Origin of the sequence: Roseomonas sp. BN140053 (genome assembly GCF_047690175.1) — a bacterium.
In the GTDB taxonomy this organism is placed as follows: Bacteria; Pseudomonadota; Alphaproteobacteria; order Acetobacterales; family Acetobacteraceae; genus Roseomonas.
On the sequence record NZ_JBLLEB010000009.1, the window covers coordinates 179716 to 186729 of the forward strand.

7 protein-coding genes and 1 tRNA gene are annotated in these 7014 nt (G+C 70.3%); 6 read left to right on the forward strand and 2 right to left on the reverse strand.

The annotated features are described in order from the left end of the window. Window positions 1–153 precede the first annotated feature (153 nt). The 6 genes from ACLIBK_RS11590 (at window position 154) to ACLIBK_RS11615 (ending at window position 5923) form a co-directional block, all read left to right on the forward strand. Window positions 154–1197, forward strand: a complete 1044-nt coding sequence (locus ACLIBK_RS11590; protein ID WP_415387406.1) for a rod shape-determining protein — start codon at window positions 154–156, stop codon at window positions 1195–1197. 50 nt (window positions 1198–1247) lie between these two features. Next, the gene (gene mreC, locus ACLIBK_RS11595) at window positions 1248–2111 is read left to right on the forward strand and encodes a rod shape-determining protein MreC (RefSeq protein WP_415387407.1); all 864 of its coding nucleotides are present in this window, start codon (window positions 1248–1250) and stop codon (window positions 2109–2111) included. Between the two features lie 40 nt (window positions 2112–2151). After that, complete coding sequence (mreD, locus tag ACLIBK_RS11600) at window positions 2152–2691, forward strand: rod shape-determining protein MreD (protein WP_415387408.1); 540 nt, start codon at window positions 2152–2154, stop codon at window positions 2689–2691. A gap of 10 nt (window positions 2692–2701) precedes the next feature. Continuing rightward, window positions 2702–4567: a penicillin-binding protein 2 gene (gene mrdA / locus ACLIBK_RS11605; RefSeq protein ID WP_415387409.1), complete on the forward strand. Its 1866-nt coding sequence runs from the start codon at window positions 2702–2704 to the stop codon at window positions 4565–4567. Between the two features lie 11 nt (window positions 4568–4578). Further along, window positions 4579–5730, forward strand: a complete 1152-nt coding sequence (gene rodA, locus ACLIBK_RS11610) for a rod shape-determining protein RodA (RefSeq protein WP_415387410.1) — start codon at window positions 4579–4581, stop codon at window positions 5728–5730. 117 nt (window positions 5731–5847) lie between these two features. After that, window positions 5848–5923, forward strand: a tRNA-Lys gene (locus ACLIBK_RS11615). A 77-nt stretch (window positions 5924–6000) separates the two neighbouring features. Here ACLIBK_RS11615 and ACLIBK_RS11620 read toward each other — a convergent pair. Further along, window positions 6001–6585 carry a hypothetical protein gene (locus ACLIBK_RS11620; protein ID WP_415387411.1) on the reverse strand — a complete coding sequence of 195 codons (585 nt, stop codon included), beginning with the start codon at window positions 6583–6585 and terminating at the stop codon, window positions 6001–6003. 105 nt (window positions 6586–6690) lie between these two features. Next, the coding region (locus tag ACLIBK_RS11625; protein WP_415387412.1) for a transposase at window positions 6691–7014 on the reverse strand (324 nt) is incomplete at its 5' end.

Here is a 7014-nt window from a genome sequence, read left to right on the forward strand (position 1 = left end):
TGGCGATCTGAACGGAGATGTGACCCGTAAGTTTCACGCGTCGTCTCGCCGTGGGAGACGACCTCCGCCGGGGGCTTGAGCGCGGCTGCCGCCGGGTCTAGTCAGGCCCGCCCCAATCCCTTTCCGTTCCTCCTGTACAAGGTTTCCGCCGGCATGTTCTCACGCCTGTTCGGCTTCCTGTCCGCCGACATGGCGATAGACCTCGGGACCGCGAATACCCTCGTCTACGTCAAGGGCCGGGGCATCGTGTTGAACGAGCCCTCGGTGGTCGCCATCGCCGACATCCGTGGCCGCAAGCAGGTCCTCGCGGTGGGCGAGGAGGCCAAGCTGATGCTCGGCCGCACGCCCGGCAACATCGCCGCCATCCGCCCGCTGCGCGACGGCGTGATCGCCGACTTCGAAGTGGCGGAGGAGATGATCAAGCACTTCATCCGCAAGGTGCACAACCGGCGCTCCTTCGCCTCGCCGATGATCATCGTCTGCGTCCCTTCCGGCTCCACGGCGGTGGAGCGACGCGCCATCCAGGAAAGCGCCGAGAGCGCCGGTGCCCGCAAGGTGCTGCTGATCGAGGAGCCGATGGCGGCCGCGATCGGCGCCGGCCTGCCGGTGACGGAGCCCTCCGGCTCCATGATCGTCGACATCGGCGGCGGCACCACCGAGGTGGCGGTGATCAGCCTCGGCGGCATCGTCTATGCCCGCTCCGTCCGGGTGGGCGGCGACAAGATGGACGAGGCCATCATCTCCTATATCCGGCGGCAGTTTAACCTGCTGATCGGCGAGAGCACGGCCGAGCGCATCAAGATGGAGGTCGGCGCCGCCCGCCTGCCCGATGACGGCGAGGAGGGTGCCATTGCCGAGGTGAAGGGCCGCGACCTGATGAACGGCGTGCCGCGGGAAGTCTGGGTCAGCCAGCGCCAGATCTCCGAGAGCCTGACCGAGCCGGTGACCGCCATCGTCGAGGCGGTGAAGGTGGCGCTGGAGAACACGCCGCCGGAACTGGCCGCCGACATCGTGGACAAGGGCATCGTGCTGACCGGCGGCGGGGCGCTGCTGCACCGGCTGGATCAGGTGCTGCGCGACGCCACGGGCCTGCCGGTCAGCGTCGCGGAGGAAGCGCTGTCCTGCGTGGCCCTGGGCACCGGCCGGGCGCTGGAGGAGATGAAGCGGCTTCGCCACGTCCTGTCCTCGATGTATTAGAACATCGTGCCCGCGAGCCCGTTGGGGATTCGCGAGGGAACAGGCGGTTCATGATCCGAATCAGCATCCAGCTCCGGGAAGCGCTCGGCCGCCTCACGCTCCCGGCGCTGGTCGCGGGCGCCTTCGGGGTCATGCTGCTGGGCAAGGCGGACGCCGTGCTGGTGGAACGCCTGCGCATGTCCCTGTCCGACGCGCTGGCCCCCCTCTACGGCGTGCTGGCGGAACCGGTGGAGGCCGCGCGCAACCTGGTGGAGGACGCCAGCAATCTCTGGTCCCTGCGGACGGAGAATGCCCGGTTGCGGCAGGAGAACGAGAACCTCCGCCACTGGCAGGCCGCGGCCCTGGCGCTGGATTCCGAGAACGCCCAGCTGCGCCGGCAGCTCTCCTTCGTGCCCGACAGCACCGCCACCTTCCGCACCGCGCGGGTGGTGGCCGATGCCGGCGGCACCTATGCCCGGGCCGTGCTGCTGGCCACCGGGCCGCTGCTGCCCGTGCGCAAGGGGCAGGTGGCGCTGGACGAGCGCGGCCTGGCCGGGCGCGTCACGGAGGTGGGCGAGCGTTCCGCCCGGGTGCTGCTGATCACCGACCTCAACAGCCGCATCCCCGTGGTGCTGGAAAGCTCGCGCGCCCGGGCGGTGATGGTGGGCACCAACGGCGCCCGCCCGCGCTTGCAGCACTGGCCCGAGGGCAGCCCGCCCAAGGAAGGCGAGCGCGTGGTCACGGGGGCGGAGAGCACCTCCTTCCCAACCGGCCTGCCGGTGGGGGTGGTGCACTGGTCGGATTCCGGCACGCCGGAGATCGAGACCTACGCGCAGCTCAACCGCCTCGACCTGCTGCGCATCTTCGAGTTCGGCCTGTCCGGCGTCCTGCCGCCCGAGGCGGTGGCGCGGCCCGAGCCGCGGGCGCGGCGCTGATGGCGCGCCGCGCCGCCCTTCCCCGGCAGGGCGCCCCCTGATGGCGGCCACCGGGCAGCCGGACCCCGCGCCCGGCCTGCTCCGCCGGCTGGATCTGATGGGCCGGGCGGCCTTCCCCACCACCCTGGCGGCCCTGCTGCTAATCCTGGCCGCCACCCCGGCCGGCCTGCCCGTGCTGGGGCCCGGGCTGACCCTGGCCTGCGTGTTCTTCTGGTCGGTGTTCCGCCCCGCCGCCATGCCGGCCCCGGCGGTGTTCGGCCTGGGGCTGCTGCAGGACCTGCTGGCCTTCGCGCCGCTGGGGCAGGGGGTACTGACCCTGCTGCTGGCGCATGGCGCGGCGATCCGCTTCCGCCGCTTCCTGGCCCGGCAGTCCTTTGCCGTGGTGTGGATCATCTTCTGCGTCTTCGCCCTGGCCGCCTCGGTGTTGGGCTATGCGCTGCAGGTGGTGCTGGGCTGGCAGGTCGTGCCGGCCTCGCCGGGCCTGGTGCAGGCCGGGCTGGCGGCCGGTGCCTATCCGGCGGTGGCGGCCGTGCTGACCCGCGTGCACGAGGGGATGCAGCGGGCCGAGGCGCTGGCGTAAAGGAAGGCGCATGAGCCGTCACAGCGAGGAAGAACGCCGCCGCTCCATCTTCACGCGGCGTGCGCTGGTGCTGGCCGGCATCCAGGCTGGCGGGCTGGGCTTCCTGGGATGGCGGCTGCACACGCTGCAGGTCGATGAGGGCGAGCGTTACGCCACCCTGGCCGAGGAGAACCGCATCTCCGCCCGGCTGCTGGCGCCGCCGCGCGGCCGGGTGCTGGACCGCGCCGGCAAGGTGGTGGCCGGCAACCGCCTGAACTGGCGCGCCCTGCTGGTGGCCGAGGATGCCGGTGATGTCCCGGCCGTGCTGGAAACCTTTTCCCGCATCGTGCCCCTGGCCGAGCACGAGCGGGCGCGGATCGAGCGCGAGGTGCGTCGCCGCCGCCGCTTCGTGCCCGTGGCGGTGCGCGACTTCCTGACCTGGGACGAGATGGCCCGCATCGAGGTCAACGCGCCCGACCTGCCCGGCATCAGCGTGGATGTCGGCACCACGCGCGAATATCCCGAGCGCGAGCACCTCGCCCACCTCGTCGGCTACGTCGCGCCCCCGGCGGAGCGCGACATGGGCGAGGACCCGCTGCTGGAACTGCCGGGCATCCGGGTCGGGCGCGCGGGGGTGGAGCGCTTTCACGACCGCCTGCTGCGCGGCCGGGCCGGGGCGCAGCGCATGGAGGTCAACGCCGTCGGCCGCGTGATCCGCGAGATGGACCGGCGCGAGGGCGTGTCCGGCCAGGATGTCCAGATCAGCGTCGATGCGGAGCTGCAGCGCGCCGTCCGGGCCCGCTGCGCGGAAGGCACCAGCGCGGTGGTGCTGGACTGCCGCAGCGGCGAGGTGCTGGCGATGGCCACCCAGCCTTCCTTCGACCCGCATCTGTTCAATTCCGGCGTGTCCGCGGCGCAATGGCGCGAATGGACCAGCCAGCGCGCCACGCCGCTGATCAACAAGTGCACCAACGGGCTCTACGCCCCCGGCTCCACCTTCAAGATGATCGTGGCGCTGGCGGCGCTGGAGGCCAAGGTCTGCACTCCAGGCGAGCGCGTCAGCTGTCCCGGCTACTACGACCTCGGCGACACGCGCTTCCACTGCCATTCGCGCTACGGCCATGGCGGCGTCGATATGCGCAACGGCCTGAAGTATTCCTGCGACGTCTATTTCTACGAGATGGCCAAGCGCACCGGCATCGACCGCATCGCCGCCATGGCCAAGCGCTTCGGCCTGGGCGTGGACTTGGAGATCGAGCTGCCCGGCACCCGGCGCGGCTTGGTGCCGACGCGGGAATGGCGCCTGGCGCAGGGCAAGCCCTGGAACCTCGGCGACACGGTGGTGCACGGCATCGGCCAGGGCTTCTACCAGATCACTCCGCTGGCCCTGGCCACCATGACGGCGCGGCTGGCCTCCGGCCGGGCGGTGCAGCCGCACCTGACCCAGACCATCGGCGGCCGCCCGGTGCGCGGCACCCGCGCCGAGGACTGGCCCAGCCTGGGCATCCCCGAGCGCGACCTGCGCTTGATGCGGGAAGGCATGTACGCCGTGGTCAACGAGGAGAGCGGCACCGGCAGACCCGGCCGCCTGCCGGGCGGCTACGGGCAGTTCGCGGGCAAGACCGGCAGCGTGCAGGTCCGCCGCGTCAGCCGCGAGCAGCGCGAGCGCGGCTTCCGGGTGGAGAACATGCCGCGGGAATGGCGGCCGCACGCGCTGTTCGTGGGATTCGCGCCCTATGACGACCCGCATTACGCCGTGTCGGTCGTGGTGGAGCACGGCTCGGCCGGGTCCACCGCCGCGGCGCCCGTGGCGCGCGACATCATGATGGACACCATCAACCGGTTCCGTCAGGCGCCGCCGGCCCCCGGCGCGCGCGTGGCGGCGGCCGGGCGCTAGGAGCAACTTCCATGTCGGGCGTCTATGAACGCCGGCTGCTGCGGGTCGAGCGTGGCTTCGGCGTGCTGGAAAAGCTCTGGGCGGTGCCCTGGGGCTTCGTGCTGCTGCTCTGCGCCGTGGCGGGGGTGGGCTACGTCGCGCTCTATTCCGCCGGCGGCGGGGCGCCCGAGCTTTACGCCAGCAAGCACGCCCTGCGCTTCGGCTTCGGCGTGGTGGTGATGCTGTGCATCGCCTTTGTCGACATCCGGCTGATCGCGAAGCTGTCCTGGCTGGGCTACGCGATCGGCATCGGGCTGCTGGTGCTGGTGGCCGTGCACGGGCAGGTGGGGAAGGGCGCGCAGCGCTGGGTCGAGCTGGGGCCGGTGCAACTCCAGCCCTCGGAACTGATGAAGATCCTGCTGGTGCTGGCGTTGGCCTCCTGGTTCCACCGGGCGTCCTGGGAGCGTGTCGGCAACCTGCTGTTCTTGGTGCCGCCGGCGATCGCGGTGCTGATCCCCGTGGGGCTGATCCTGAAGCAGCCCAATCTCGGCACGGCGCTGATCACCGGCATGATCGGGGCGGCGGTGTTCTGGTCGGCCGGCGTCCGCTGGTGGAAGTTCGCGCTGGTGGGCATCGCCGCCGGTGTCGCCGCGCCCATCGCCTATGACCACCTGCACGACTACCAGCGGGCCCGGATCACCACCTTCCTGGACCCGGAAAGCGATCCCCTCGGGGCGGGCTACAACATCATCCAGTCCAAGATCGCGCTGGGATCGGGCGGGATGTGGGGCAAGGGCTTCCTGCAGGGCACCCAGGGCCACCTGAACTTCCTGCCCGAGAAGCAGACGGACTTCATCTTCACCATGATCGCCGAGGAGTTCGGCCTGGTGGGGGCGGTGGGGACGCTGCTGCTGCTGGCGCTGGTGGTGGCCTTCGCCTTCCTGGTCGCGCTGCGCTGCCGGCACCAGTACGGCCGGCTGCTCGGCGTCGGGCTGGGCACCAACTTCTTCCTCTACGTCTTCGTCAACGTCGCCATGGTGACGGGCTCCATCCCCGTGGGCGGGGTGCCGCTGCCGCTGATCAGCCATGGCGGCTCGGCGATGCTGACGGCCATGGTGGGCTTCGGGTTGCTCATGAGCGCCTGGGTCCATCGCGATGCGGAGTTCGCGGCCACCAAGGACTGAGGCGCCCCGGCCGGGCGGGGCGATGCGGCGCAGGCCAGCCTTGCAGCCCGGTCTGGCCGAAGGGGCTTGACCCCGGCGCCCGGACGGTTAGATAGGCGCCACCGGCTCGGTACGGTCGGGCGCTTAGCTCAGTTGGTAGAGCAGCTGACTCTTAATCAGCGGGTCCACGGTTCGAGCCCGTGAGCGCCCACCAACTCTTTCAATCGGTTAGGGCTGGATTGGTCCGTCTAATTTTGCGGACCCGGTATCTGCGGACCTCCAGCGGACCCGCTAGACCTTGCTTCCGCGCCACTCCGCCCCGATCTCCTGCCACTCTGCCTCCGTCATCGGCGGTCCCGTGAACCACGGGTGATCCGCCCAGCTGTCGAACCCGGCGGGGGTGTCTTCGTCCTCGACAAGCTCCACCGCAGCCGCCCGGCCTTTGGCGACCACCCCTTCCACCAGGGGCCGCACCGTCGCCATCGGCAGGTGATCCAGCAGGGCCAGCGCCAAGTCGCCCGGGCAGCTGGCGAGGGTGGCCAGCGCCAGGACGTGCGGGAAGTCGCGGGCGTGCCGGTGCAGCGTCGCCTCCGCCGGTGTAGCGTTACCCATTGCTCCGGAACGGGCTGTCCGCACTCGTTTGGCGCTACCCTCAGCCCCGTCCGCGTTACCTTGCCGCACCAAACGGGCGCTGCGGCTATTCAGGGTAACGGGGCTGAGGCGCGACCGGCCAACGCTGGCGAGGGTGCGGTTCGACGCTTCCACGTCCACCCGGCCGCCAATCATCGTGACGTAGCCCCGAGACTTCCAATCTGTGACGGTTTTCCGGGCCACGTCGTGCATGCGCGCGAACTCGGCCTGTGTGGCGGTCTGCATCGTTACCTCGTTACCTGTTACCCAATTTCAGGACCCTGCACCTAGGGACGCATCGCGCCGCGAAGCTTCCCCCGAGATGGAGTGCGCCCCTGTGAGTGGACAGGATCAGGCCGCTGTTTTGACCGTCTGCTGGGCGTGTTGATCTTCGAACTGCACGGGGCTGAGATAGCCCAGAGCCGAATGCAGCCGTCGTGAGTTGTAGACATCGTCGATGAACCGCGGAAGGTCGGCGGTCACGTCCTCGAAGGTCTCGTAGGCGGCGAGGTAGACGGCCTCCACCTTGAGCGTCTTCATAAAGCTCTCAGCCTTGGCGTTGTCATAGGGATTACCCCGTCGGCTCATCGACCCCGTCAGGTCGTGGGCGGCGAGCAGCTCGCGATAGGCCTCGGATGCGTATTGCGACCCGCGGTCGGAATGGTGAATGCAGCC